At 68.5% G+C, this 24,014-nt stretch carries 23 protein-coding genes; 13 read left to right on the plus strand and 10 right to left on the minus strand.

The window, feature by feature from the left end:
* Positions 1 to 92 precede the first annotated feature (92 nt).
* Together Q2K19_RS31330 and Q2K19_RS31335 are read left to right on the plus strand one after the other, a co-directional pair.
* Positions 93 to 290 carry a heavy-metal-associated domain-containing protein gene (locus tag Q2K19_RS31330; protein WP_302765906.1) on the plus strand — a complete coding sequence of 66 codons (198 nt, stop codon included), beginning with the start codon at positions 93 to 95 and terminating at the stop codon, positions 288 to 290.
* A 32-nt stretch (positions 291 to 322) separates the two neighbouring features.
* Positions 323 to 490: an FAD-dependent oxidoreductase gene (locus tag Q2K19_RS31335; protein WP_302765908.1), complete on the plus strand. Its 168-nt coding sequence runs from the start codon at positions 323 to 325 to the stop codon at positions 488 to 490.
* A 229-nt stretch (positions 491 to 719) separates the two neighbouring features.
* On the opposite strand, the gene Q2K19_RS31340 is transcribed toward Q2K19_RS31335, so the two are convergent.
* Positions 720 to 1,694: a GlxA family transcriptional regulator gene (locus Q2K19_RS31340; RefSeq protein ID WP_302765909.1), complete on the minus strand. Its 975-nt coding sequence runs from the start codon at positions 1,692 to 1,694 to the stop codon at positions 720 to 722.
* A gap of 312 nt (positions 1,695 to 2,006) precedes the next feature.
* Here Q2K19_RS31340 and Q2K19_RS31345 point away from each other — a divergent pair, with 312 nt between their 5' ends.
* Together Q2K19_RS31345 and Q2K19_RS31350 are read left to right on the plus strand one after the other, a co-directional pair.
* On the plus strand, positions 2,007 to 2,645 hold the full coding sequence (locus Q2K19_RS31345) for an HD domain-containing protein (RefSeq protein WP_302765910.1): 639 nt from the start codon (positions 2,007 to 2,009) through the stop codon (positions 2,643 to 2,645).
* Positions 2,646 to 2,714: 69 nt separating this feature from the next.
* The gene (locus Q2K19_RS31350; RefSeq protein WP_302765911.1) at positions 2,715 to 3,653 is read left to right on the plus strand and encodes an NADP-dependent oxidoreductase; all 939 of its coding nucleotides are present in this window, start codon (positions 2,715 to 2,717) and stop codon (positions 3,651 to 3,653) included.
* Positions 3,654 to 3,908: 255 nt separating this feature from the next.
* Here Q2K19_RS31350 and Q2K19_RS31355 read toward each other — a convergent pair whose 3' ends face one another.
* Positions 3,909 to 4,196 carry a hypothetical protein gene (locus Q2K19_RS31355; RefSeq protein WP_302765912.1) on the minus strand — a complete coding sequence of 96 codons (288 nt, stop codon included), beginning with the start codon at positions 4,194 to 4,196 and terminating at the stop codon, positions 3,909 to 3,911.
* 705 nt (positions 4,197 to 4,901) lie between these two features.
* On the opposite strand from Q2K19_RS31355, the gene Q2K19_RS31360 reads away from it, so the two are divergent.
* On the plus strand, positions 4,902 to 5,405 hold the full coding sequence (locus tag Q2K19_RS31360; protein WP_302765913.1) for an RNA polymerase sigma factor: 504 nt from the start codon (positions 4,902 to 4,904) through the stop codon (positions 5,403 to 5,405).
* A gap of 14 nt (positions 5,406 to 5,419) precedes the next feature.
* Positions 5,420 to 6,178, plus strand: a complete 759-nt coding sequence (locus Q2K19_RS31365) for a hypothetical protein (protein ID WP_302765914.1) — start codon at positions 5,420 to 5,422, stop codon at positions 6,176 to 6,178.
* Positions 6,179 to 6,376: 198 nt separating this feature from the next.
* Here the strand turns inward: Q2K19_RS31365 and Q2K19_RS31370 are convergent, their stop codons facing one another.
* Positions 6,377 to 7,285, minus strand: a complete 909-nt coding sequence (locus Q2K19_RS31370; protein WP_302765915.1) for a septum formation family protein — start codon at positions 7,283 to 7,285, stop codon at positions 6,377 to 6,379.
* Between the two features lie 757 nt (positions 7,286 to 8,042).
* Here Q2K19_RS31370 and Q2K19_RS31375 point away from each other — a divergent pair.
* Complete coding sequence (locus tag Q2K19_RS31375; RefSeq protein ID WP_302765916.1) at positions 8,043 to 8,762, plus strand: DUF6745 domain-containing protein; 720 nt, start codon at positions 8,043 to 8,045, stop codon at positions 8,760 to 8,762.
* Positions 8,763 to 8,990: 228 nt separating this feature from the next.
* On the opposite strand, the gene Q2K19_RS31380 is transcribed toward Q2K19_RS31375, so the two are convergent.
* The gene (locus tag Q2K19_RS31380) at positions 8,991 to 9,665 is read right to left on the minus strand and encodes an HNH endonuclease family protein (protein WP_302765917.1); all 675 of its coding nucleotides are present in this window, start codon (positions 9,663 to 9,665) and stop codon (positions 8,991 to 8,993) included.
* A gap of 265 nt (positions 9,666 to 9,930) precedes the next feature.
* Here Q2K19_RS31380 and Q2K19_RS31385 point away from each other — a divergent pair, with 265 nt between their 5' ends.
* From Q2K19_RS31385 to Q2K19_RS31395, 3 genes are all read left to right on the plus strand, one after another.
* Entirely contained in the window at positions 9,931 to 10,878 is a 948-nt protein-coding gene (locus Q2K19_RS31385; RefSeq protein WP_302765918.1) for an endonuclease/exonuclease/phosphatase family protein, read from the plus strand.
* 729 nt (positions 10,879 to 11,607) lie between these two features.
* Complete coding sequence (locus Q2K19_RS31390; protein WP_302765919.1) at positions 11,608 to 12,477, plus strand: hypothetical protein; 870 nt, start codon at positions 11,608 to 11,610, stop codon at positions 12,475 to 12,477.
* Between the two features lie 119 nt (positions 12,478 to 12,596).
* Complete coding sequence (locus Q2K19_RS31395) at positions 12,597 to 13,388, plus strand: hypothetical protein (protein WP_302765920.1); 792 nt, start codon at positions 12,597 to 12,599, stop codon at positions 13,386 to 13,388.
* A 35-nt stretch (positions 13,389 to 13,423) separates the two neighbouring features.
* On the opposite strand, the gene Q2K19_RS31400 is transcribed toward Q2K19_RS31395, so the two are convergent.
* Positions 13,424 to 14,203 (minus strand): transposase family protein, encoded by a 780-nt coding sequence (locus tag Q2K19_RS31400; protein WP_302765922.1) that lies wholly within the window; start codon positions 14,201 to 14,203, stop codon positions 13,424 to 13,426.
* Between the two features lie 319 nt (positions 14,204 to 14,522).
* The gene (locus tag Q2K19_RS31405) at positions 14,523 to 15,593 is read right to left on the minus strand and encodes an ATP-dependent DNA ligase (protein ID WP_302765923.1); all 1,071 of its coding nucleotides are present in this window, start codon (positions 15,591 to 15,593) and stop codon (positions 14,523 to 14,525) included.
* A gap of 528 nt (positions 15,594 to 16,121) precedes the next feature.
* Here Q2K19_RS31405 and Q2K19_RS31410 point away from each other — a divergent pair.
* From Q2K19_RS31410 to Q2K19_RS31420, 3 genes are all read left to right on the plus strand, one after another.
* A complete protein-coding gene (locus tag Q2K19_RS31410; RefSeq protein ID WP_302765924.1) occupies positions 16,122 to 16,319 on the plus strand; it encodes a hypothetical protein in 198 nt (65 codons plus the stop codon).
* A 719-nt stretch (positions 16,320 to 17,038) separates the two neighbouring features.
* Positions 17,039 to 18,487, plus strand: a complete 1,449-nt coding sequence (gene ltrA / locus Q2K19_RS31415) for a group II intron reverse transcriptase/maturase (protein WP_302765925.1) — start codon at positions 17,039 to 17,041, stop codon at positions 18,485 to 18,487.
* 131 nt (positions 18,488 to 18,618) lie between these two features.
* Complete coding sequence (locus Q2K19_RS31420; protein WP_302765926.1) at positions 18,619 to 18,819, plus strand: hypothetical protein; 201 nt, start codon at positions 18,619 to 18,621, stop codon at positions 18,817 to 18,819.
* Positions 18,820 to 18,971: 152 nt separating this feature from the next.
* Here the strand turns inward: Q2K19_RS31420 and Q2K19_RS31425 are convergent, their stop codons facing one another.
* Genes Q2K19_RS31425 through Q2K19_RS31440 form a run of 4 tightly spaced genes read right to left on the minus strand, consistent with a single transcriptional unit; the run spans position 18,972 to position 23,951 of the window.
* Positions 18,972 to 20,237 carry an NAD(P)/FAD-dependent oxidoreductase gene (locus Q2K19_RS31425; RefSeq protein WP_302765928.1) on the minus strand — a complete coding sequence of 422 codons (1,266 nt, stop codon included), beginning with the start codon at positions 20,235 to 20,237 and terminating at the stop codon, positions 18,972 to 18,974.
* Positions 20,234 to 21,694 carry an NAD(P)/FAD-dependent oxidoreductase gene (locus tag Q2K19_RS31430; protein WP_302765930.1) on the minus strand — a complete coding sequence of 487 codons (1,461 nt, stop codon included), beginning with the start codon at positions 21,692 to 21,694 and terminating at the stop codon, positions 20,234 to 20,236. The genes Q2K19_RS31425 and Q2K19_RS31430 overlap by 4 nt, the downstream gene beginning before the upstream one ends.
* A complete protein-coding gene (locus Q2K19_RS31435) occupies positions 21,691 to 23,112 on the minus strand; it encodes an FGGY family carbohydrate kinase (protein ID WP_302765931.1) in 1,422 nt (473 codons plus the stop codon). The genes Q2K19_RS31430 and Q2K19_RS31435 overlap by 4 nt, the downstream gene beginning before the upstream one ends.
* Positions 23,109 to 23,951 carry a DeoR/GlpR family DNA-binding transcription regulator gene (locus Q2K19_RS31440; protein WP_302765933.1) on the minus strand — a complete coding sequence of 281 codons (843 nt, stop codon included), beginning with the start codon at positions 23,949 to 23,951 and terminating at the stop codon, positions 23,109 to 23,111. The genes Q2K19_RS31435 and Q2K19_RS31440 overlap by 4 nt, the downstream gene beginning before the upstream one ends.
* Positions 23,952 to 24,014: the final 63 nt, after the last annotated feature.

Consider the following 24,014-nt stretch of genomic DNA (forward strand, 5'->3'; position numbering starts at 1 on the left):
GGACAGGCTGCGGACAGCGGGACCGCGCAGGCTGCTGTCATCCCGGCGGGCCGCACGTGGAGCGGCCCGCCCTCACCGACGAGAAGCATTCCGTGAACCAGCTCGTGCTGTCCGTGCCCGACATCAGCTGCGACCACTGCGCGAAGGCCATCGCAGGCGAGGTCGGCGAGGTCGCCGGCGTAAGCGCCGTGGAGGTCGACGTCGCGGCCAAGAGCGTCACCGTGACCGGCGCCGCCGACCCCGTCGCCGTCCGGTCGGCCATCGCCGAGGCCGGCTACCGGGCCGCCTGACCGCGTACCGAGGGAGGAGCCAGGCGTTGAACATGGCACTCGACACACTGATCATCGGGGGCGGCCAGGCCGGGCTCGCGCTTGGCTACCACCTGCGGCGCGCAGGTCAGCGCTTCGCCCTCGTCGACGCCCACTCCGGGGTGGGCGACGCGTGGCGGCAGCGCTGGGACTCGCTGCGGCTGTTCATCCCGCGCCGCTAGTCCGCGCTGCCCGGCCTTCCGTTTCCCGGCGACCCGGACGGCTACCCGGACAAGGACGAGGCCGCCGACTGTCTGGAGGCACCCGCAGCTTGAATCTCAAGCTCTTCGTCCCCGCCACATCGCTGCCGCCAGCGCACACGCGGCACCGGTTGCTCGGGCGACGAACATCCCAAGCCCGAGCCCGCGGATCCCCAGTGCCAGCGCAGACAGGCCGAATGATGGTGGAGTACTAACCCGCGACGGTACGGCGCGTCGTGCCGAACCGGCGCTGGTAGGCGGCGGGACTGATCGACAGTTTCCGTGCGAAGACCCGTCGCATGCTCTCGTAGCTGGGGAACCCGGCGAGGGTCGCGGCCCGCGTCGCGCTGTGCCCCTGGTCGAGCAGTGCCCTGGCCATGTCGAACCGGATGTTCTCCACGTAGCGGGCCGGTGTCGTCGACAGCTCGTCGTGGAAGAGCCGGGTGAGGTGCCGGGTACTCACGTTGAGGTGTCGCGCGAGTTCGCCGAGCGAATGGTCCCCGCTGGGGTTCGCCGTCACCAGGTCGGTGATCGTGCGGAGAGCCGGCGATCGGGGCGGCGCTCCCTGCAGCGGTGCAGAGAACTGCGACTGGCCGCCCGCACGCTGCATGTACACCACGAGGGCACGGGCGACGTCGCGCGCCACGTCCGGCCCGTGATCCTCTTCGACGAGGGCGAGCGCCAGATCGATTCCGGCCGTGACCCCTGCCGAGGTGTACGTCGTGCCGTCCCGGACGTAGATCGCGTCGGGCTCGACGCGGGACGTCGGATGCCGGGCGGCCAGTTCGTGCGCGACCTTCCAGTGCGTGGTCGCGCGCTTGCCGTCGAGGAGTCCGGCGGCGGCGAGGACGAAAGCCCCGGTGCAGATCGACGCGACCCGACCGGCCGCGGCCGCCGGCGTCCGTACGGCGTCCACGAGTTCGGCGGGGACCCGAGCGCGCGGAAACCGGTCGGACCCGGCAACCAGCAACGTGTCGACGGCCGGCGCCTGCGAGAGGGCTCCGTCGGCCGCGATCCGGACTCCGAGGTTCGTCGTGACGCCCGCCCCGGTGGGCGACAGCAGCATGATGCCGTAGTCGGCGCCGAACCGGTTCGCCTCCTTGAACACCTCCGCGGGACCAGCGACGTCCAGCAACGTCACCCCGTCGTAGACGAGGATCGCCACGCGGTGGGTGCCGGCGGTCACCACAGCGGTCCCTTCGGAGCCGGATCCGCTTCGTGGCGGCCGGACGCCCGCGGCGTTGACCGCCGCCGGGTCGGCGCGACGGGAGGCTCGGACACCGCTCATTGGTAGCACGCGCCACCATCAGAGACCGCGGAATCCTCGAGGCGGAGTCGTTCCCCGGTGACCGAGCTCTCCGTGACCGCAGGCGGGTCACGACCTGTCCGGATATGAGGGATTCCTGGCCAGACGAGGGCGGCGCCGCACGAGGATCGGCGGGCAGCATGGAGCCCGGACAACAGCGGGGACGAACAGTTCCGGGAAAGGTCAGAGATCATGCCAGAGGTCATCGCGGGGTGGGAGATTCCTGAGACAGCGGCCGTCGCCGAGGCGACCAGGCACATCCAGGAGACGACCAGCCCTCTCATCTACCACCATTCGCGACGGGTCTTCCTCTTCGGCCTCGTCCACGCACACCGGCTCGGCGTGGCACCGGACCCGGAGCTGCTCTACCTGGCGGCCATGTTCCACGACACCGGCCTCCTGACGCCCTTCTCCAACGTCGAGCAGCGCTTCGAAGTCGACGGGGCCGACCACGCGCGCACGTTCCTCCTGGACCGGGGATTCTCGACGGCCGCCGCGAACACCGTCTGGACAGCGATCGCGCTGCACACCACACCGGGCATCCCCGACCGGATGGCCCCAGAGATCGCGACCACGTACCTCGGTGTCCTGACCGACGTGCTCGGTCTCGGCCTGGACGAACTGGAACGCGATCAGCTGGAGGAGATCCTCGCCGTCCATCCCCGCGGCGACTTCAAGAACGAGTTCCTGCGCACCTACGTCGAGGGCCTGAAGAACCGCCCCGAGACCACCAACGGCACCGTGAACTCCGACGTGTTGGAACACTTTATCCCCGGCTTCCAGCGGGTGATGACGGTCCAGCGCATCGTCGGCTCGCCCTGGCCGAGCTGACCGAACGGGCACCCGTGCCAGACCCCAAATACCACGCACACTTCAGCGACCGTCCGGAGAGGACCCAGCATGCGAGCAATCACCGTACGCGACCGTGCGACGGGTGCCGGCAGGCTCACCCTGACCGACCTGCCCTACCCGCACGCCGCGGAGAACGACGTCATCGTGCGCGTACACGCCGCGGGCTTCACCCCGGGCGAGCTCGACTGGCCGGCGACCTGGACCGACCGCGCCGGTCGCGACCGGACACCCAGCGTCCCCGGGCACGAGCTGTCCGGGGTCGTGGTTGACCTCGGCTACGGCACCACCGGCCTCACCGTCGGCCAGCGGGTGTTCGGATTGACCGACTGGGCCCGCAACGGCTCCCTGGCCGAGTACACCGCGGTGGAGGCGCGCAACCTCGCGCCTCTCCCGGCCGACATCGACCACACCGTGGCCGCCGCGTTGCCCATCTCCGGACTGACCGCGTGGCAGGGGCTCTTCAATCACGGCCACCTCACGACCGGCCAGACTGTCCTCATCCACGGCGCGGCGGGCGGGGTCGGCTCGCTCGCCGTCCAGCTCGCGCGCGAGGTGGGCGCCCACGTGGTCGGCACCGGCCGGGCCGGCGACCGTGACGTCACGCTCGACCTCGGCGCGCACACCTTCCTCGACCTGGACGCCGACGAGCTGCGGCACGCCGGCGAGGTGGACCTCGTACTCGACGTCATCGGCGGCGACATCCTCGCGCGATCGACCGAACTGGTACGGCAGGGCGGCACCGTCGTCACCATCGCCGCTCCGCCCACCGTACAGCCGACGGGCGGGCGAGCCGTCTTCTTCGTCGTCGAGCCCGATCGCGTCCGGCTGGCCGACCTCGCCCAGCGGGTGCGGACCGGACGGCTCAAGCCCATCGTCCGTGCGGTGCGCCCGTTGTCCGAAGCGACCTCCGTGTTCGCCCGCGGCCGCCGCACGCCGGGCAAGACGATCATTCAGGTCGCGGACGAGCAGGGCACGCCGCAGTCGTGATCAGACCGCGGACGCCGGCCGCCTGCCGATCGCTGGCATCTCCCCGTGTCCGGTACCGGACCAAGCCGGTCGGGGGCCGTGGTGCTGTGCTGCCCGCCGTCTGAGGTTCCCCGGGTTCCCGGACACCACTGTCGCTGGGTGCACCGCCAGCGACGAAAATGCCCAAGCCGGTAGCACACCTGTCTCCGTACCGACGGCAAGCCCAGCGCCGGATGGCCCATATCATGCCCCGCCAAATCTCTGTGACATCGTCGATCAGTCACCGTTGAAGTCCACCAACGCGCCGCTGGAGACCACCGGCACGCACAGCGAATCCGCTGGCGCGGGCCAGGCCAGCCGTAGTTGCACCATTCGGCTCGCCGGCGGTCGACTTGACGTCGTCGCGGTCTTCCACAATCCCACTGCCGACGCCACCAGTGCCTTCACCTCTGCGTCCAGCAGCAAGATGTGGGAGTACCGGCTCACTCGATCCGGGTCGGTCTCCGGTGTTGGGCAGGAAGCCTTCGCGCGCTTCGGTAAGTACGACTCCACCAGCGTCGTCACCGAGCTCACCACCCGAGACGCCAACATTGTGTTGACAGTTAATGCCCCTCGTAAGGCTGCTCAACGCCGACGCCGCGGGCAAGCTCGACGCAGCCGTAAAAGAAGTCAGCCGTACAACACTGGGCGCGCTCGCAAACTAGGCCTGTTCCACGCCATGCGCGACACGACACCTGACCGGCTTCAGGGACTCACCGTCCGTCAGCCCACTGCGTCAAGGCGTCACCGAGCGGGTCGGGGCGCATAGAGTCGATACCTTCGGATCCGCCAAAGAGGTCACCAAGCAAGAAGCCCTGGCCAGGAGGTTGCTGGTGGGATTCGAGTCTCAGCCCCCGGGATCTATACCGCCAGCAACACGGCTGGCCTCAGAGCCGTACGCCGATGCGGCAGACTCTCTTGAGTGGCGTCAGCGGGCTCCACGACGACAGCCGGCACCGGCCAGGCGGGGAGCGGCGAAGGCCGACCTCTTCGGTCTTCCCGAAGAGGTCAGTCAAGCGCCATCAACAACGATCATGATGATGGCCTGCCCGAAGAGCAGGGCCGGGTGGCCATGCCTCGGTCGACCCACGCTCCCATCTACTCCCAGCGTGCTCCCCCGTCCAGCACCGGCGACCATGACCTTCGGCCCACGAGCAAGATCGCGATCTGCAGATCGGGACCGCAGATTCCACGTGCGGCGCGCTGACGCCCGTGGAGTCGGAGCCAGACGTGCCCGCCGCCCGGCAGCGGGTCGTCCAAGAGTTCAGCGAGTTCTTCCGCGGGTTCGCCGGCCGGCTCGCCACCTGGCTCGAGTACCTCGATGTCCCGCGCGCCGGGGCCAAGAAGATCACTCAGGAAACGATGACCAAGCCCTACCGCCGGTGGGCCGAAATCGAAAGCCCGGAGGCCTGGACACGGGTGGTCGCCTCCAGGGCTTGGGCCGCCCGCCTCGCGACGGTCGACGCCATCCCGGTGGAGGACGTCGAGGAGCACGCCCCGCACCACGCCGGCGGATGCGAGATGGCCGCACCTGAGGCAAGGCTCGACGTCTGCGAGGCGATCCGGAAGTTGCCGGCCCGGCAGCGGCAGGTGCTCGCCTGGTCATTCGAGGGATACACGCCGACCGAGATGGCGGAGCACCTGCGCAAGACCCCGGACGCGGTGCGAGCCAGCCTCTACAAGGGGCGCCAGAAGCTAGAGGATTTGCTGCGGCCGCAGGACTCGGACCAGTGAACGAGGAGGGCGGGATGAACGACCGGACCAGGCAGATGCAGGACGAGATCCCGGCGGCCGCTCACGCCCGGCACGACGCCCTGCAGGCTCAGATCGAGGGCGGCTGGGACCTTGAGGCGAGCCTGCGCGAGATCCTCTTGGAGGAGCAGTACCACACGTTCGTCGACGAGCGGGCCCGTAGTTTCGACGCCGACGGCGCCCTCGCCGACATCCTGGCCAGCGAAGTCGAAGAGACCGGTCCCGGCAGCTACCAGGTAGTGATTCCGCAGGGCCCGGAAGGAGACGTCCTGGCAGTGGAGGCAACCTGGGCACTGATGGAACGACTCGCCCTGCACTACGAGCCGGATTCAGCGACAGACCCGGTCGACTGGGCGCGGCAACTGGCCGTGGAGATGCGCGACACGCTCTGGGATGTCCGGCGGGCCGCGACCGGAGTATGGCGTGCGGCCCACTGCGTCTGGGCGGTGAAGTGTGCGGAGCTGCAAGCCGACGAGCTAGGCGCTCTCGCGTCGGAGCTCGACGCAAAGGTGGTCACCAAGGAGCAAGCTCTTGTGGTGGTGGGCGAGACCAGGCAGGCCCTCATGCGTCTCTACGAAGTCCTCGAGGACCTGAACAAGCATTCGTTCGAGGACCGGACTCCGCCTGCCTCTGGCGGGTTTCGGCGGCGGCTCAAGGACGAGGTGTTCAGGTTGGCCAGCGAGACTTTTGGCCTTCAGCAGGCAATCCGGCGTCTGTTCGAGCCGGCTGACCACACGGCCGACGCGCTGCCCTGACCTCAGCTAAAGCAGCATCTGCGGCAAGGGGTCCGTGCAGGCTCAGGTGCCGTTGCTGAGGATTCGAGCGCGAAACCCCCACGCCGGACGGCAGGCCGCTGCGACCGAGCGCGATGATGGGGCACCGGTCGATGGTGGACGGCCAGACCGGCCCGGCTCACCCGATTGCCCCCGCCTCCCTCGGCCGGCGCACTGCGTTCAGCGGACTGGCAGCGCCTTCGTGCCACCGCCCTTGATCGAGTGGGTCACCTTCGGACCCCCCGACCAGTAGAAGCAGCGGATTCCCCGGTCACCGCGCGCCCACGCCTCCGCGGCCGGCACCAGGTACGAGGTGCCCGTCCGGTAGCGCAGCACGCCGTCGACCGGAACCTTCGCGTACCGGGCCACGAGGGCCCGGCACTTCGCGTGCACGCCGTCCTCGTCGCGGCCCGCGTCCGCGTACGGGGTGTCCGGCGCCGTCCACGAGCCGACGTACTCGAACGTGTGCGGCCGGGCGCAGCCGGTCTGCTCGAAGGCGCCGTACCGGTCCTCGTTCAGGCACCCGAGGGCCAGCGGTGACGGGCCCTTCAGCGCGTCCCGCAGGCTGCCGGTGTGCTGCACGGGGTGGTCGTCCGGATGCCGTTGCGCGGAGCCGCCGTCGGCCGTGTCCAGCTCGAAAATGTCGCACCGGAACCAGCGACTGCCACCCTGCCACCCGCCCGGGGACGGGGGCGCGACCTGCACCGTCAGGCGAGCGCCCCGCCAGTCGCCACCGACGAACGTGGTCGCCTTCGCGTCGCATTCGGCGAACGCTGGTCGCAGCACCGCCGAACCCACCGGCGGCGGGGTTTCCCGTTCGGCTACCGCGCCGGTGAAGGTGCCCAGGTAGAAGGTCTCCAGCAGGTGCTGCCGCGTGCAGTCGACCGGCTGGTAGCTGGTCAGGTAACTCGACGGGTTGGCGATCACGTGGCAGTCGCCCACCTTCGGGGTGAACTGCACGGCCGCCGCGGCGGGCCGCCAGTCGTCGGTCAGGTCGCCGTCCAATCCCGCCGGTGCCCCGCAGCCCGCCATCGCCGTCACCGTCCCGGCCAGGGCGGCCACCGCCACCCGTACCCGCCACCGTCGCATGTCACCCTCCCCGTCGTGCCGGCGCAGCATATGCCACCCGGAGGCATCGCCAGGGTCCCCGTCCGTCGTGTGATATCGCCCGACTAGGGACGTGCCTGCCCGCCGCCCGACGCAGGCAGACCGCGCCGCTGGTGTGAGTCCTACGGTCGGGAGGCCAGGGATCGCTACGAGTGACTTTCTTCCCGCCCCATCTAGTCGCCTTCGAACAGGCGTACGATTCGCCCCCGTCGGCGGTCGCCGGCAGACGGCAAGTTGATCATGACAGGCCCGGCGCGCCGGGTGAACCTCACGTCGCCGAACGGACGAGCTTCGCGTGGACCGAGGAGCAGCTGCGCCCAGCATGGCGGCGCCTGAGCAGGTGTGCGCCTGCTGTGGATGGTCGGACGGATCAGGCGACTGGGCGCAGTCGGCGGACGGTCGGGTCGAGCCTGGCTTGATCGTCGCCGGCTGACGGGCGGCGGCTTGACCCGCTACCGCATCGTCGATGCCCCACCCTGTCACCGACGTTCCCCTTAGGAGGAATCCATGAAGCCACCGACCACCCCGATGTCAGCGCAAGCACAAGTTGTGGCGCGCAGATGGACCGGGGCCGCGTTGTCCTGCGGGCCCGCCGACCATGCGCGGGCCGAGGCCGGGGCCCGGCTCGCCTACCAGGCGGCAGGGCATCCCGAGCCGTCCCGTTTCCTCTGGTGTCCCTCTCCCCCCGGCGGCTGTCGACCAACTGCGAGCGCTCATCGACGACGGACGCACGTCGCTGGTGGGGTCGGTCCGGCGCGGCGTTCTGAACCGGTCCCTGGCGGCAGCGCGGGCGCCGATCTGGGAGCAGACCAGCGACCTCGACCGGTTCAGGGCCTTCGGGGACTTCCACCAGTTCATGGAGTGGGAGGGGTACTACGGTGAACAGCGCTACGACGGCGTCGAAGCCCGCTACGACCTGATGGAGTACCCGTACCGGTGCAACCCCGTCACGAAGCCCGAGTGCATGACCCTCGCCCCGGTGCTGCAGGCGGTTCGGCGGGTGTACGACTCGGTGCATTGCCCGATCTGGGCGACCATGGACCGCAGCCTCACCTCCCGCTACACCATGCAGCCCGCCTGGTTCTGGGACGCCGAGCGCAGCTTCGTGGATCAGGACGACGAGGGACATGCCGCCGTCCGTTACTGCCTGGACCACGACGACCGGTTCTTCGAGCCGGCCTGGTGCTACCACCCCGACTGGGTCCTGCTCGCCGCCATCGACACGTACCGAGAGGTGCTCGCAACCACGCCTGGTCCCGGCCGGGAGGGGTGCCGGGATGTGGCGTTGGCGGCGGGGCCGTGGTGGCCGTTCGCAAACGTCGCCGTCATGAGCGAACGACCCAGCCTCCTGCGGGTCAACGGGCACGGCCAGCTTCACGCCGACGAGGAGCCAGCCGTCGTTTGGCCGGACGGCAGCCAGATGTGGGCGCGCGACGGCGTGGCCCGCGCGCCACAGTGACCATCCCCGGCAGTGCAGTACGGGTCCATATGGGATCGGTCCGGGGTGCTCGGTGGCAGTAGGTGTGGAAGGGGCGGCGGCCCGCTGTGGGAGCCTGCTGCCCCTTCACCACGTCGATCACAGCCCTTGAAACAGCTGCGCAGGTCGAGCTGCCCCGTTTGCTGATCGCCCCTGCTAGGACGGAATGTGGCAACCCCGGACTGGGGCCCCACAAAGCTCTGTGGGACGTCAGGAGCTGCAGGTGTTCAGCATGGTTTGCAGGGCGGACTTCTCCGACGACTGCAGGCTCAGCCCCCAGGTGTACTTCACGGTGATCCACATCTTGCTGTAGGTGCACCGGTACGACGACAGCGGCGGCTGCCAGGTGGACGGGTCCTGGTCGCCCTTGGACTGGTTGACGTTGTCGGTGACCGCGATCAGCTGGGGGTGGCTGAGGTCGTTGGCGAAGCTCTGCCGCCGGCTGGTGGTCCAGCTGTTTGCACCCGACCGCCAGGCCTCCGCGAGGGGAACGACGTGGTCGATGTCGACGTCGGAGGCGGCGTACCAGGTCGCGCCGTCGTAGGGGCTGTACCACCGTCCCGACACGGCCGCGCAACTGCTGTCGGTGACGACGGACGTGCCGTCGCGCTTGAGGACGGTCTCCCGGGTGTTGCAGGTGCCGCTGATGGTGATCCAGTGCGGGAACAGGTCGCGGGAGTACCCGGTCAACGAGCCCTCGGACTTGACGGTGAGGACGTTGAGCTGCGACTGAGCGGTCGCCCTGGAGGGGATTCCCGGAGGCGTGGCCAGGGCTGCCTGAGCGTCGACGGCGAGCAGGCAGGCGCCGGTGACGGCCACCGCGGCTGCGGCGATGATAGCTCGCCGCCACGGTGAGGGTCGGGTGGACTGTCGGGTGACTCGCATGAGGGCCTCCTCGGCAACCGGGGGTGGACAGCGACCATCTCGCCCGATCATGTCCATCGAAGGTCGCCTTTGTGAAGAGGGAAAGAGCCTTCTGCGAATACTGGCCCGAGCCACACTCGCCGCCCGCCGGCCGGGCTTGCAGACCTGCTTCCTGCTTGGCTTGCTCGTGCCTGTCGACATGGCGACGTAGTGGCAGTCCGAGCTTCAGCGGCGTCCTAGAGTGCGACTCTCAGGCTGGTAGCACACCTGGATGCAGGGGGCGACGGTGGCCAACGACCTGATCGTCATGACCTGGAACATGGAAAACCTGTTCCGACCCGACGACACCGACACCTCGGCGGCAGAGACCTACGCCGCGAAGCTCACCTATCTTGCCGGGCTCGTCTCCGGCACCGGCGCCGACATCGTCGCTCTCCAGGAGATCGGCACGCCGGCAGCCGCTGAGGACCTGCGTGCAGCCCTGGGCGAGCCCTGGCAAGCTGTCGTGTCCTCTCACCCGGACAGCCGCGGCATCCGTGTGGCTGTCCTCGCTCGGCATCCCCTCACCGAGGAAGTACAGATCGTCGCGCTGCCCCGGGCCGGGCTGCCGGCTGTCCCCGACGTTGACGGCGAGACCCTCACCCATCTGGGTCGCGGGGCGGTCCAGGTACATGTCGACTGCGGCGGCCCAGGGTTGCGGCTGCTCACCGCCCACCTCAAGAGCAAGCTGCTCACCTACCCGGGCGGGCGGCGCTACCCCCGCAACGAAGATGAACGAGCCCGCGGCGCCGGTTACGCGCTGCTGCGCCGCACCGCCGAGGCCGTTGCGCTCCGCGTCCACCTCAACGACGTGCTCGCCGCGGCCGCCGTGGACGGACAGCCGGGCATGCCGACGATCCTGTGCGGCGATCTCAACGACGGACCGGACGCCGTCACCACCGTCCTGCCGGAAGGCCCCTCCGACGGGGACGTTCACCGGCCGGACAAGGGTGACGCGGTCCGGCTGTACAACCTCGGACGACGCCTGCCCCCAGCCCGCGCCTACTCCCGCATCTACCAAGGCCGCGGAGAGCTCATCGACCACATCCTGGCCACCCGCGACCTGCAACTGCGGCTGGTGAGCATCGACTCGCTCGTCGACGACATCACCTCCATCGGCGCCTCCACCCGCAGCCGGGAAACGGCCATCATTCCTGACCACGCCCCGGTCGTCGCTCGGTTCACCAGCCCGTAGCGCCAGAGAGCAAGGTGGCCGCTTCCGCCGGTCAGCCAGTCGGCATCCCGAACGGGTCTTCGCCCTCGCCGAGGAGCAGCGGCACGCCGTAGGCCCGACATGTCGGTCCGCGCCCTGACGTAGCGCACCCGATGGCACCACCGCTGGTGCTCGAACGCCACATCAGCGTCGATCTCCGCCACCACGGTCGGCTCCACCTGCACATACGGCGGCGGCCCTGGCCGGTCCAGGTGCCCGAACCGCGATGCGGGCAGCGAGGTCAGCGGGTTGGAGACCGATAGCGCCAGGGCCATCCCACACTGCCAAAGAGCAGGTGACGGCTGGTCAAGCCAGTCGGATGAGATTCAACGGCGCTAACCACCATCCGGCATGCCGCGGGACCCATCGCCTTGCTCGCGTGGCTACCTGTCCGCCAGGCCCAGGAACCTCACGCCACCTCGCTTGCCAACCTGCGGCCTGACGTTCGTCGGCGGCGCTCGGCCGCCCTGCTCGATACAAGCCGACTAAACGACGACAAGGCACTCCCGTTCGACATGCGGCTAGAACTACCGGTCTATCACGAGGTAGTCCTACGTCCTATACATCGACGCTGATGCGTCAATTCTCGTAGCTATGGCTATGCCACCCACGCGGTAGTCGCTAATCTTTACCCACTGCGCGCCTCTCGCCTCGCTCGGCTTTCAACCTTCCGTCACCCGGTCCAGAAACCACGACTCGAAGGGTTGCGGCATGGTCTCGCTCACGCTCGCAAGTTCAGGGCCACCCAATCTCCCACAGCTCGCAGGCTACTACTCACAGCTCGCAGGGGTATTGGCCGGTTTCTCGTTCGCCGGCCTCGTGGCGTTGGCGACCGTCCGGCTTGGACCGGAGAATGAGGACGAGGACATCTCAGTTAGGCACAGCGTGGCGCCTTTGACTAGTGCCTTCATCGCGCTCGTTGCCTCAAGCCTCGATTATGCGATCGTGACAGGAGAGGTGGCGGGAACACCACGCGTCGCGGCACTTCAGACGATCGCTGGCATGGGTTTCAGCATCGCTGGAATCACTCTGGTCTTTTCCACTTTGGTGCTCCTGTCAGACCTACGCCATCACGTTGGATCTCCAGCCATTCGCCTACTCACCAACACGTCCGTCCTGATCTTGCCGCCTGTGCTCGTGCTCCTCATGTGGGGCGGGCTACGGGATCATCTGGGCCAGAAGTACGGGGCGCAAAGCAACTTCGTGCGAGCCGACTGGATAGCATTGTGTGCGCTCGCGGTCACCTTGCTTGCGGTGATTGGTTTCAGGGTAACGTCGTTCCGAGTGCCGATAGCCTTGGGCAGGCAGGTGGCCGCACTTGCGAACACTGCAGCTCTACTGGCGTTCCTGTCGCTAGTAGGATCGACTGTCCTAATAACTTTCACTACGGCCGAAAGCACGATCTCTGACATCGTGCCGATTTCGTCTCTGTTACTCGTCACTGCCTTCTGCATCGCAACGGCATATTCCGCAGATCAATTCCGGGCCTCGCTCCAAGGGCTCCCACAACCGATGCCCCACGACTCTCGGCGCGCCCAAGCCCCAGCACCCGGTTTCCCGGGCCGTGTTACTAAGGCGTAGCGAGGGGTTGAGTGACGACTGCCAGGGCTTCCCCCAGGCCGCCTTCAGAAGGGATGCAGTTGAAGCCGAGGAAAGGACTAAGCAATACAATCAAGAGCAACTGAGAGGAATGGGCGCAGATGGACTGCACCAAGTTGGAGTGGAATCCGCTGAGCTCCGCGTCGCCTCACTCGCAATTGGCCGGCGTCCTGGCTGGCCTGGTGTTCGCGGGCATCGTCGTCTTGCTTAGTGACCGAAATCCAAGCCGGCAGAAGACGCGCGCCCTGGTCCTATTCACCGGTGCGCTACTTGCGCTCGCCCTGGACAGCTTTATCTTCGGCGTGATAGCTGGGGAGCAGGTGTGTGCAAAGGCTTGGAGTGAGACAATGCCTGCGGCCGGCTTGCTGGGACTTGGCGCCGTCGGAATCTTTGGCGGCATCAGCTGGCTTTTTAACGCACACGACGACCAGAACGCTCACGTGACGCGGTTGGCAAACTTCATTACCTATGTCGTGGCGCTCGTCGTCGCGTATCACCTGCAGGTAACCGCGGGAAGCTACCTTGTCGATATGCGCGCCTTCGGCTTGAACAGCCCACCCAGTTGGCTCGTCCGGGTAGTCGACCTATACGCGTGGCTGATCGTCTTGATCATCTTGCTATTTCCACTCTTCAGACGGCTAACCGAGAAGGCGTCATTAAGGCGTACGCCTGGAGACACGACGAAAGAGGCAGACGACAGGAGGCTCGACAGTTGGGCCATCCGTGCGGCTTACTTATCTGTTGGGTGGGTAATTATCGTTGCCGCAATGTCGGGGATCTTGCTGAGTCGCACAATTGACGGATGGGAGCCGACCACTCCTACGACAATTGTCGCGTCGTCGACCTTGGCGTCCTTGACGATCCCCACGATTGCCCTAAGGGACGTCTCGTAACTCGGTGAAGGCGTTGCCCGTGACCGGGTTGGCGCTCACCCGGCGAGGACGATGTTGTGGAGACGGGCGATGCCGGAAGCGGTATCGATCAAGGTGTGGGCGGCTCGGCGGTAGTCCCGCAGGATGTTCCAGCACTTCATCCTGGCCAGGGCGTGTTCGACCCCGGCGCGGACGGTGCGGTGCTGGGTGTTGAGCTCTTCCTTCCAGGCCGGCAGTTCGCTGCCGTCGGAGGGCTTGCGGTACGGGATGATCACTTCCGGGTTGCCGCGGTAGGCGCCGTCGGCCATCACAGGCCGGCCCGCGAGCTTCTGGTCGATGCCTGAGGTGCGGTAGACGATGGTGTCGTTGCGGTTTCCCGGCTGCGGGTCGCCTACGGCGATGACGAGACGTGTGCTGGCGTCGATGGCGACCTGCAGGTTGGTCGAGTAGCGGTAGTTCTTGCTCCGGGCGGCAAGGCGGTGGTCCCGGGTGGGGATCAGGCTGCCGTCGACGATGGCGATCTGGTCGACCGGACGCCGACGCACGGGGGCGAGGGCCAGCAGCGGGCCGAGGGAGTCGATGACCCGGTGCGCGGCGGAGTGCGAGACCCCGAACAGCGGGCCGATCTGGCGCATGGTCAGGTTCGTGCGCCAGTACACGGCCACCAACAGCACGCGGTCCGGCAGGTCGAGGGCCCACTGCCGGCCCGGCCGACCGTCAGCGATCGTGTCCCCGCCTCGCTCGGCGACCAGGCGGACCAGCCTGCGGAACTGAGCCGGCTGCAGCCCGGTGAACGGGAAGATCCACTCGGCGCGCGCTGCGGAGATCACCTGCACCCAGGCATCATCGATGATCGTCCTCAACAGACAGACATCGGGGTTACGAGACGTCCCTTAGTTGCACAGCTTATGGCGCTTCCGCCTAGTCGTTCGGCCAGGCTCCCCAACGATGATGGCGATGAGGGTCGAGTGCCAGTGCAGCGTCCCCTGCCGGTCCAACCCGACGGGCAGACGTGACCGATCGATGGATTGGCCAGGCACGCGCGCCCTTCTGGTGACCGCCTGGTCCGGATCTGCCGTTCCGGTGCCGCAGATAGCCGAGGTAGCTCCGCACCGTCGCCAGGGCCGGGGCGGCGATATGTGCGTCCGATTTCCATCAGCCGGCCGGCGCCCCGAGCGGGTCTTCGCCTTGACCGAGGAGCAGCGGCACGTCGTAGACCGACATGTCGGTCCGGGCCCTGGCGTAGCGCACGCGGTGGCGCCACCGCTGGTGCTCGAACGCCACGTCAGCGTCGATCTCCGCCACCACGGTCGGCTCGACCTGCACGTACCGCAGCGGCTCGGGCCGGTCCAGTTGCCCGGACCACGACGCGGGCAGCGGCTGCGACCACGGATGGGCCACCGTGCCGGGGCGCGGCATCCGCGGCAGTAAGAGCAGCGACGCCAGATCCACGGACTGGTTGGTGGTCAGCGGGTGGGAGCGGCCGGTGTACCGCAGCTGCCCCCGCCGGTCGAACCGACCCAACAGCACTGTCTCCGGACTGCGGATGCTGCCGGTCACGCCACCGACGACGGCCTCCGTGACGATCCGGGTCCTGAACTTCGACCAGCCTCGCCGGCCCGGCTCGTAACGACCGCCCAGGCGCTTGCTCACCACACCCTCGATGCCCGCCGCCACGGTCCAGTTCACCAGCCAGTCCGACACCTGCCGCATGTCCGCCGTCTGCGGAGTCAGGGTCAGCTGCGCCGGTGCGTCAGCAAGCAGCTGCTCCAGCCGGGCCCGACGCTCCGACAGCGGCAAGTCCAGGATCACCATCCCTCCGACATCGGAGAGCAAGTCGAACAGGACGTAGTGGGCGGGACACTCGCGGGCCAGGCGCAGCAGGGCCCGGCCGGCAGTGACGCGTCGCTGCAGCTGCGCGAAGTTCGTCCGACCCCGCTCCCACACGATCAGCTCCCCGTCGAGCACCACGCCCGGCGGGATCGCCGCCCGGATCGCCCGGGTGATGTCCGGAAAGTAGGTGGTCAGATTCCGGCCGGCCCGCGACTGCAGGTACACCCCGTCGGTCTCGCGGAAGGCGATCGCCCGCCACCCGTCCCACTTCGGCTCATGCACCAGGCCGGGGCCCTCGGGCACCACGTCGACCGGCGCCGCGAGCATCGGCGCGACCGGCCGGCGCAGCACCGGGTCCGCCGCCGCGCCCGCCCGAGACCGGGCGGAAGTCATCTCCAGCCCAACCCACACCAGCCGTGAACGACCCTCATCTCGCCCCCCAGGTCATCGTGAGAAAGATGCAGGCCACCTCGGGCGAAGATCCGCGACAACGAATGCATCGCTCGCAGCGACCTAGGCTGGGGGCCAGCCGCGCCTCGGCTCGCCGGAGCGTCCGGGTGCCGGCTTGTGGAACCTGGTCCGCAAACCGGGACGGACCGCGCTGGTCACAGGGGTGCTAGCACATTTGGTCATGATCAGGGCGATTTCCACAACCGCCGACGCTCTCCACAGCACCGGCTCCCGGGCTGGCGAGCGGCAGAGCCGGCGGCGAGCCTGAACGGGTCGGCGAGGTCACCGCTCGGCTGCTGGCCACGGCCACGTGCAGGGGGAGCAGCCGCGGCCGCAGGCCACCGACGGCCGGTCCCCGCGGCAGCGCGCGGTTGCGGGGACCGGCCCTCCCCCCGCGCCAGCTCGAGCCCCGCGATGACGAGAGGCTGCGACGCCAAGTCCGACCCTCCCTTGATTGCGTACCGTCGGAGCGTGGACGTGCTGCTACGCGGCGGACCGGGTGACGGCCAGGTGGTGTCGGGCGGCGGGGAAACCGTCGTGTGGCAGGCCTGGCTGTACGAGATCACGCCGGAGCACGGCCGCCGGGGCGGGCGGGATCTTCGGGTGTATCGGCACCGCCCGGACTGCTGCGAGCCCTTCGGTCGGGGCGCGGAGGACCGCTGCGAATGACCCTTCGCTAGGGGCGCGCGAGAAACGCTCGCCATCCGAGCCGCCCGCCTTATCGAACGTATGTACGATCGCGGGGTGCAGGAAGTGGTACGGCGGTGGTGGAACGGTGCCGTGCGCCACGAGGCGCTATCGGTCGAGTGGAGGTGGGAGACCTTCACCCGTTCGCTGTCGTAGCAGTGGGCGTGAAGCTGGAGGCAGCCTGATCGCGGGAACGCGCGGGAGGGTGGGAAGCGGCCTCGACAACGCCGGGATGGGTTGGTACTGCCAGACGGCCCAGGTTCGGCAAGCGAGACGGAAAGGTGTACGTGAGGAACCGGCGTGTAACGCCTCTTAATTCCACCACCGGCTCAAATCTGGTGGATAGGGGCCGGGATCGCGGACGAACCATCCGGGCTAGCGCCGTCGGGGTGGACACCACGGCGGGGTTGACTGCGTCGTCGTGGTGGTTGCGGGGAAGGTCTACGGCGTACCCGCAACGGGCCGCAGGGGCAAAGTCGGGCACCTCCTCCGTCGATCGATCGGTGGTGAACGTGGGAACCGTCCGGGTGCGGACCCGCCGCGACGCGGCCAGCGTGGCGGAGATGGGAGGGCACGTTGTCCTGCCGGGGCACCCGGACGGGGCGGAGTCCGCGTAGTAGTCCGAGGACGGGAAAGCCGTCCGCATGGCGAAGGCGGGCAGCGGGCTCGCGGGGAGGGATTGTCATGCCAGGAGGTCGCTGGTGAATACCGGCGCGCCGTGGCCGAGCCTCGACGAGGCATGGCGGCGGGTACTGGAGATTCAAACCAAGCTGCATCGATGGGCAGGCGAGGACGGTTCTCGCCGGTTTGATGATCTGTTCAACCTTGTCACCGATCCCGCGTTCCTGATGGTGGCGTGGGATCGGGTGCGGAGCAACACCGGCTCGCGCAGCGCTGGTGTGGACGGCTTGACCGCCCACCACCTTCAGGCGCTGGTCGGTGCGGAACCCTTCATGGGCATGATCCGGGAGGCGGTGCGGTCAGGCGAGTTTCGGCCGCTTCCGGTGCGGGAGCGGCTGATCCCGAAGCCGGGCAGCCTCAAGAAGCGTCGGCTGGGTATCCCCACTGTCGCTGACCGGGTCGTGCAGGCGTCGCTGAAGCTGGTGTTGGAGCCGATCTTCGAGGCGGACTTCCATCCGTGCTCGTTCGGTTTCCGGCCACGCCGACGCGCTCAGGACGCGATCGCCGACATCCATCTTCTGACGTCCAAATCGTATGAGTGGATCTTGGAAGCGGACATCGAGGCGTGCTTCGACTCGATCGACCACGCCGCGCTGATGGCGCGGATGCGTCGACGCGTCGGGGACAAGCGCGTGTTGAGCCTGGTGAAAGCCTTCCTCAAGGCCGGAATCCTCACCGAGACCGGCTCCCGCGAGGAGACACACACCGGGACGCCGCAAGGGGGCATCCTGTCTCCGCTGTTGGCCAACATCGCCCTGTCCGTGCTGGACGACTTCGCCCAGCACACCTGGCAGGCGGTGATGTCGACGAGAGTCCTGCGCGCGAAACGCCGCCGGCACGGCCAGCCGAACTGGCGGCTCGTCCGCTACGCAGACGACTTCGTCATCCTCGTGCACGGCGACCGGCGTGACGCCGAACAGTTGCGCGACGAGGTGGCCGTGGTGCTCGCCGGGATGGGCCTGCGCCTGTCTGCGCCGAAGACCATGGTGGTCCACATCGACGAGGGCTTCGACTTCCTCGGTTTCCGCATCCAGCGGCACCGGAAGCGAGGCACGGGTAGGCGCTTCGTATACACGTACCCGTCCAAGAAAGCGGTCACCGCGATCAAGGACAAGGTCCGCGCGCTCACCCACAGTTCAGCGCAAGCCGACTTGACCGCCCTGCTGGAACGCGTCAACGGCGCGCTGCGGGGGTGGAGCAACTACTTCAAGCACGGCGTGTCGAAACGGACCTTCAGCTACCTCGGCGCCTTCACCTGGCGCCGGACAGCTATCTGGATCCGTAAACGGCACAAGGGCCTGACGTGGAAGCAACTCCGACGGCGCTTCATGGCCGGCGGATGGACGATCACCGACGGACAGCTCACCCTGTTCAACCCGGCCTCGGTCACCGTGTCCCGATACCGACGCCGCAGCGTGATCCCCAACCCCTGGACACCCCTGACGCGTCGCCTGACCCAGCCGACGTGAGTCCGTGGAGAGCCGGATGCAGCGAGAGTTGCACGTCCGGTTCGGGAGGGCGGGCCGAAGAAACGGACCGGACGAAAGCCCGGCACCGCGCTTCGGCCCGACCCCACTGGGGACGCCTGACCCGCCGCGACGTGTGGCTGGTCCGCGAGACGCGCTGGACGGTGATCGCCCGCGCCGGCGACACCGAGACGGGCAAGGTCCTGTGCTGGGAGTTCGACACGGAACCGGACGCCGTGCAGATGGTTGATCGTCTGCTGCGCGCCGACACCGCCGGCCAGTGGCGGGCGCAGGACGGTGGTACTCCCCCGCCGACCGCTGGCCGAGGTGACTGAAGCGCGGAATGCGGATTATGTGAACCGAGGCTGGTGCCACGCCCCCAGCGGTCGCGGCTGCGCGGGTAGGTGTTCTTGGCGTCGATCGTGCCGTCGGCCTTCTTGATCACGTACTCGACACCTCGGTCGGCCGCCATCTGACACCAAGGCGATCACTCATGTGCGCTGGGCGCCGACTCGATACGAATGGGTGTTCCCGCTGGATCAACCCGGGCCAGCCATCCGGTCGGGATTAAGGCCGGCCGGGTTGGCACGAGATGTCTTACTCGGCCCGACCATAGGCACCGGTCTTCCTGCATCACCCGGATCGACGACGCGGTCGCGAAGACTCGGGGACGTAGAATGATCTTGTTTCGTGGCAGGTCGACGAGTGTGCTCGCCCGCTGTGGATGTACCCACTCGAAGCTCTCGTCGATCTCGATGGGTACGCCCGCCTGCCGCGCCACGCGATGACGGTCAGCAAGCCACCGAGCGATGCTGTGGCCGGCCGCCCGACCGCTGAGTGCTGCCACGTCGGCGGTCTCGACCGGATGGCACAGGTTGCCCGTTGCGAACAAGCCGTCTATCTCGGTGGCGGCGCCGGCGTCCACGGCGGGACCGCGCGTACCCGGATTCATGGTCAGTCCACGGGCCCTCGCGAGCTCGTGGTCGGGAATCCAGTCCCCGGTGAATACGACGGTGTCACATGCGATGGTGCTGCGGTGCCCGGTCGCGGTGTCCTCGACGACGACACCGGTCACGCGCGGACGGCCCTGGACCTCGACCACCCTCGTACCCGTTCGCAGGGGCACCCGCAGCGCGATCCGGGTGGCCAGTGCGAACGCCGCGTAGCTGTGGTGGTGCGGGCGATCGGTGAGCATGCCGATGACGTCCACACCGGCGTGGCGCAAAGTCATCACAGCCGAGTAGCTGACATGTTCCGCGCCAACGACGAGCGCCCGCGTACCGACGGACTGACCGAACAAGTACACGGCCTGCTGGAGCTGGCCGGTAGTGAACACCCCGGCCCCCCGGTCTCCCGGGATCCTTCGGGCGGTACGCGGCCGCTCCCGGGCGCCGGTGGCCAGCAGGACAGCCGACGCGTGGAGGTCGCGCCGTCCGGCCGGCGACGTCAGCTGCATGCCGCCGTCCGCCGCCCACCCGGTGACCATGGTCGAGGTCAGCACCTGCGCGCCGGCTGCAGTAGCGCGGGCGAGGTAGCTCTGCGCGTACCGGGGCCCGGTCATGAAACGGTGCAGGTCGCGGATGCCGTACCCGGTGTGGTTGCAGTGCCTGGGGATGCCGCCGGCGACGGTTTCGCGTTCGAGCACCGTGACCCTGGCGACCCCGGCCTGCCGCAGGGCGATGGCCGCCGCGAGCCCGGCCGGACCGGCGCCGATGATCGCTACGTCGGTGTCTACTGCTCCGGTCGAGGTCACTTGGCCCCCTCGTTGTGGCGGGTGGTGGGCACCGCCGCGGTGGACGGATCCGGCGCGTTGAGCATCTGACGGATCGTGGCGCCGCAGAAAAAGCCCTGGCAGCGCCCCATCGTGGCCCGGGTTCGTCGCCGTAGCCCTTCAACCGTGCGGGGCGGTATGTCGCTGCGCATCGCGTCGCGTATCTCGCCGAGCGTCGTGCGCTCGCAGAAGCACACGATCTCGCCGTACTCCGGGTTCGCCGCGATCCGCGCGGCGTCTGCATAGGGACGCACTGTCGCTTCACCGATGTTCGGCATGTGCGGCGGTTGCGGATCGGCTTCGGGATGCGCCATGGGCTTGAGCGAGAGCCCGAGCACGTCCGTCATCGCTTCGGCGAGGTACTCGGCGATCGCCAGGGACGAGGTGAGGCCGGTCGACCGGATGCCGCCCGCGCAGGCGTAGCGCAGCTGCGGATGGACGCTGATCTGGTAGTCGTCGTGTTCGGACGCGGCCCGCAGCCCCGCATAGATCGTCGTCGCCTCTTCGGTGAGCAGGTCGGGCATGATCCTCCTGCCGTGATTCTGCAGGAATGCCAGCCCGTCCTCGCTCGACCCGGTGGCGGTGCGGTCGTCGAGGTTTTCTGAGGTGGGGCCGAGCATGACGTTGCCGTAGACCGTCGGCGCAACAAGGACGCCCTTGCCCATCTTCGTAGGCACCGGTAGCAGCACATGGTTGACCAGCGGCCGGGCGAGCTTATCGAAGACGATGAGTTCGCCGCGGCGTGGCGTGATGGTGAACCCGTCCAGGCCGAGCATCGCGTGCACCAGGTCGCTGCCCAGGCCGGCGGCGTTGACGACGATGCGGGTGGCGACCGGGCCGGTCGCGGTCTCGACCACGGTGACGTTGTCGCCGACGGTGACAGCGGTGACCGGCGAATCGAGCCGCGGCACGGCGCCGTGGCGGACGGCCTCGGTGGCGAACGCCAGCGAGGTGGTCCACGGGCAGATGATGCCCTCGTCCGGCACTTCGAGTGCGCCGAGCGCGCCGGGCCCTAGGTGAGGCTCGCGGGCGTAGAGTTCGTCGGCTCCGATCTGCCTGGTCCGGTGGTAGCCGTTGGCCTCTGCGCGCGCGGCGAGCACCGGTAGCTCGTCGAGCTGCTCCTGGTCCCAGGCGATGAGTAGCGCACCGGGGACCTCGACCGGGATGCCGGCGCGTGCGGCGTACGCCGAAAGCAGCGTGTACCCACGGGCGACGAGTCGGGACTCCAGGGTGCCCGGCTTGGCGTCGAAGCCGGTGTGCAGGATCGCCGTGTTCGCCTTGCTGGTCGCGTCGCCGACGTCATTGCGGGCCTCGATGAGCACCGTGCGGGCGCCGCGGATGCTTAACTCGCGCGCGACGGCGCATCCGACGACTCCGGCGCCGATGACGGCGACGTCATAGGGTTCGGCGTCGTTGGCGGGCGAATCAGCAAAGGTCACAAGGTGCTCCAGTTCGAGGTGAGGGCGACCGCGGTCCGCCAGCGCTCGATCAGCTCGGTGGCCCACCCGGCGCGGGCGTGTGGCTCGACCGTGGGCGCCGACGGAATCTGCGCGATGCCGTGGCCGTACGCGGTACGGGCGGCGAGGTCGGCGACGCCGAGGGCGGTCGCGTGTGGTGAGTGGCATGGCACGATCGGGACGCCGGTGACATCGGCCTGCAGTTGCAGGAACGTGGGTGAGCGGGTCAGCCCACCGTCGACTCGCAGCGCGGTCAGCGGCTGGCGCAGCTCGGTGGCTACGGTGCCGGCCAGCTCCGCGACGTGCGCGGCGATGCTCTCACAGACGGCACGAACCAGGTGTTCACGCGTGGTCGACAGGGACATGCCGAGAAACGCGGCGCGCGCGCCGGGCTGCCAGTGCGGGGCGCCGAGGCCGGCGAGCGCCGGTACGAATACGACGTCGCCGGAGTGTGGTGTGGTGGTCAGGATGGTCTCGATCTCCTGTGCGCCGCCCAGCAGGCCGAGCCGGTTGAGCCAGGCGAAGGCGGCTCCGACCGCGTAGAGCTGCCCGTCGAGGCAGTAGCGAGCCTGATCGGCCAGGCGCCAGGCGACCGAGGTGGCCAGCCCGGCCGGGCTGCGAGTCGCCGTGTCGCCGGTGTTGGCGAGCAGGAATGCGCCAGTCCCGTAGGTGCATTTGCTCTGCCCGCGTTCACGCGCCCCTTGTGCCCATAACGCGGCCTGCTGGTCGACGATGATCCCGCCGACCGGGACGGTCGCACCGAAGACGTTGGTGGTACCGATCGTCTCGTCACTACGCGCCAACCGGGGTCGTGACTCGTCGAGGCCGAACAGGTCCCACGCTTCGTCGGACCATTCGAGCGTGTTCATATCGAGCAGCATCGACCGGGAGGCGGTGGACACGTCGGTGACGAACTCGCCGGTGAGCCGGTGCAGCAGCCAGGTGTCGGTGGTGGTCACCACGCCGCGCTCGGTCATCTTTTCGCGGATCCAGCGCATCTTCGGTGCCGAGAAGTACGGGTCCAGCCGTAGCCCGCTGATGGCGGTCAGTCGGTCACCGGCGGGACGCAGCTCCTCGCAGATCTGGGCGGACCGCCGGTCCTGCCAGACCAGGCACGGGGTCAGCGCCTCGCCGTTGGTGTGGTCCCAGGCGAGCACGGACTCCCCTTGGTTGGCCAGCCCGACCGCCCGGATGGGCACGCCGGCTTGGCCGATCGCGGCCCGCCCGGCGGCGACCACGGACTCCCACAGGTCCTGGGCAATGATCTCGACCGCTCCGTCACCGGCAGCGCGCACCGGTACGGCTTGCTCGGCGTCGGCCAGGACGGTGCCGTCGACCGCGACGACGAGCGCCTTGGTGGCGGTGGTGCCTTGGTCGATGGCCAGAACCGCGTCGCTCATCGTGAACCGCCGCCGTCGTCGTCGTACCGGGCCGATGACGGCAGCGAAGGCGCAGCACGCGGCGCATCGCCCGCGGTCGGCGCGTCGGCGTAGTCGGACCGGCCCTGCAGGACCTCCACGCCAGCCTCCCGCAGCCTGGTCACCTGCTCCGCATCGGCGGCCGAGTCCGTGATGACAGCAGTGATCCGGTCCCAGTCACAGACCTTGCGAAGCGCGACATGTCCGATCTTGATGGCGTCCGCGACGACGTAGACCTGCTGCGCCGCGTCGATCATCGCCAGCCGTACCGCGATCTCGTCAAGGTCGTAGTCGGTGAGGCCAGCCTGGGGGTGGACGCCGCCCGATCCGAGGATCGCCTTGTCGGCGTGGAACTGGTTGACCAGCGCGACGGTGTCCGGCCCCGAACAGCTCAACTCGTCGGGGCGGACGTGACCGCCGAGCAGGTGGATGTCCAGCCCGGGCCGGGTGACCAGCCGGGTCACGATCGGCACGTTGTTGGTGATGACCCGGCCGTGGAAGCTGGTGGCCAGGGCTTGCGCGCACATCTCGACCGTGGTCCCCACGTCGAAGATGACGGTTTCGCCGTCGTCGATGAGCCCGCTGACGAGCGCGGCGATCTCCGCCTTGGCGCCTCCCTGCAGGGCGAGCCGCTCGGCACGGGACGGTTCGCTGCCGTGGGACAGTCGGGCACGGGCTACCCCGCCGTACACGCGGTGCACCGCGCCCTCGTGCTCGAGCGAGACCAGGTCCCGGCGGATGGTCTCCACTGATACCCCGGCCTGCTCAGCGAGGAAGGCAGGCCTGGCGACCTCGCGTTCATCGAGCAGACGCAAAATCATCTCACGGCGCTTGTCGGGGAGCATATGCCGGCCTCCGGCCTTGTATGGAGAGGATGGACTCGG

The sequence above is a fragment of the Micromonospora sp. NBRC 110009 genome, from assembly GCF_030518795.1.
Taxonomy (GTDB): Bacteria; Actinomycetota; Actinomycetes; order Mycobacteriales; family Micromonosporaceae; genus Micromonospora.